At 43.5% G+C, this 1,779-nt stretch carries 3 protein-coding genes; all 3 read right to left on the bottom strand.

All coding sequences use genetic code 11. The features are described from left to right. Nucleotides 1–81 precede the first annotated feature (81 nt). The gene (locus tag MiSe_RS48890; protein WP_226594753.1) at nucleotides 82–408 is read right to left on the bottom strand and encodes a hypothetical protein; all 327 of its coding nucleotides are present in this window, start codon (nucleotides 406–408) and stop codon (nucleotides 82–84) included. A 19-nt stretch (nucleotides 409–427) separates the two neighbouring features. Further along, a complete protein-coding gene (locus tag MiSe_RS48885) occupies nucleotides 428–1,153 on the bottom strand; it encodes a hypothetical protein (RefSeq protein WP_226594751.1) in 726 nt (241 codons plus the stop codon). Nucleotides 1,154–1,326: 173 nt separating this feature from the next. After that, nucleotides 1,327–1,611 carry a hypothetical protein gene (locus MiSe_RS48880; RefSeq protein WP_226594749.1) on the bottom strand — a complete coding sequence of 95 codons (285 nt, stop codon included), beginning with the start codon at nucleotides 1,609–1,611 and terminating at the stop codon, nucleotides 1,327–1,329. Between the last annotated feature and the right edge of the window lie 168 nt (nucleotides 1,612–1,779).

Genomic DNA, 1,779 nt, shown 5'->3' with positions numbered 1-1,779 from the left:
TTGAGCCGCTCTCCGCTCTAAAGAGACGGAGAATCAGGCCAGGAGTTAAAGTTAACTTTTCGCCCTTCAATAGCTATCTGGTTAACATTTCCTGACTGTGCCCTTGACCGCTCCGAGGGAGAATGAGACTGCCAAATGAGAGGACTCGCCTAATCGTTCGCGGTTTATTTGAAAATCCTTCCTTGCCTCGTGCAAGTAAGGCTCCGACCTTTCCCACTGTTCGACAGCGAGATGCAACAGAAGGACACCTTCCTCATTGACAAATCTACCCAAATAGGCACTAAAAAGAGCGCGATGCATCGCAAATCCAGTTTGGTCGTAATGAACGCGCTCGGATAATTTCTTTTTGATGCGTTCACCCGTAAAATGAGTCTGCGATAGTGCCGTTTTTTGGGTAGAAAACTTCACGAACGACCCGCCAGCATTTTCAGCTAATGCGTGCCAATTCAGATTGGACAAAACCAGGAGATTTAGCAGAAATAGCCTTGCCGTATCGTTTTTGCCACGACTTCACCGATACATTTTCGGTTTTGATGTGCTTACCATGTCTCAAAATTTCGTTAACAATTTTACGATTTTGAGACTTGGTATACGCACTCTTACGGCGTTCTAACTCTCTCTTCTTCCTGGCGATCTTCTGATAGGTCTTAGACTTTTTCCATTGTCGTTTTCCTTGCTTGGGCTTACCTTTTTTAACAACAGTTCTGCGTCCTACACGAGAGGTGCAGTCAGTTTCATAGTTTTCTGGATTTGAGCAACGTTGAGAACGTTGCATTTGACGCTGCAAGGCTTTAATTTCTCTTGAGTAGGTAGGTACTTTATCGGCAAACGGCAGTAGTCCAGCGTTGTCTCCAACGAAGGCAATATTAGAAATATTGAGATCTAAACTAATAACTCCATCAGCGACATAGTTTTTCTCTTTCTGATATGGCATCCCAGAGTTAATTAGCTGAACGTACCAGCGTCGCTTACCGTTTAGTTCTCGAGCCAGTGCGGTCTTGGGGTTCCCCCAAGTGGAGCATCTGGCGTGCCACAACAGGCGAACGTATTTAACTGGGGAATTTAGGCCATGCCTAATTACAGGGTTGTCCTTGTCGATTATCGGTAACAGTTTTAATTTACCCCAAACCAACTGGTTATCTTTCCATCTCACACCTTGCTTGTTAGTTTTTCCTTCAATGCTTCTAAATCTACTTGGGATCTTGTACCGTATACTTTTCACCCTCCCAAATAAAACCTTTTCACTAGCTCTAAAAGCTCTGGTAGCTAAAGTTTGTTGGGTATTGGAGTCAATTAGTTGAGCTATCCATCGGGAACGGTTGCTAACTATTGTTGCATAAGCTTGAATGTCATAATCGGAATATCTATAAGCTCGCCTTGCGGCGGTGAAGGCGTCGCAAGGCGAGCTTTTTTGGACTGGCGATCTATTTGTTTGGCTAATTGGTAAGCTTCACAGTTACGTACCAGATTCATTCTTGCCATTCCTGAGTTGAGGCAGGCATTGTATAGTTGCCGTGCTGCTTGAAACCGAGATAGTAGCTGCTTTTCTTGCAAGCTATCTACGATTAATGGCAGTTCTGTTACGAACGTCAATGTCTTACTTTTAGCCAATTCTTGTCACCTCCACTCAATTTATTCTGAAATTTTAAATTATCTTTTAGAGGTTAAAATCAGTATTAACTAAATTTAATACTGACTGCGGTTAAAACCGCTCGTGTCGATTTTCCGCCCCGCAATGAATTGACGGGGCTACCAATCTCCCGAACTTTTTAGGTGTTT

Origin of the sequence: Microseira wollei NIES-4236 (assembly GCF_020521235.1) — a bacterium.
Lineage (GTDB): Bacteria > Cyanobacteriota > Cyanobacteriia > Cyanobacteriales > Aerosakkonemataceae > Microseira > Microseira wollei.
Note: the sequence above shows the minus strand (reverse complement) of the source record. Positions and strands in the feature narration are given on the sequence as shown.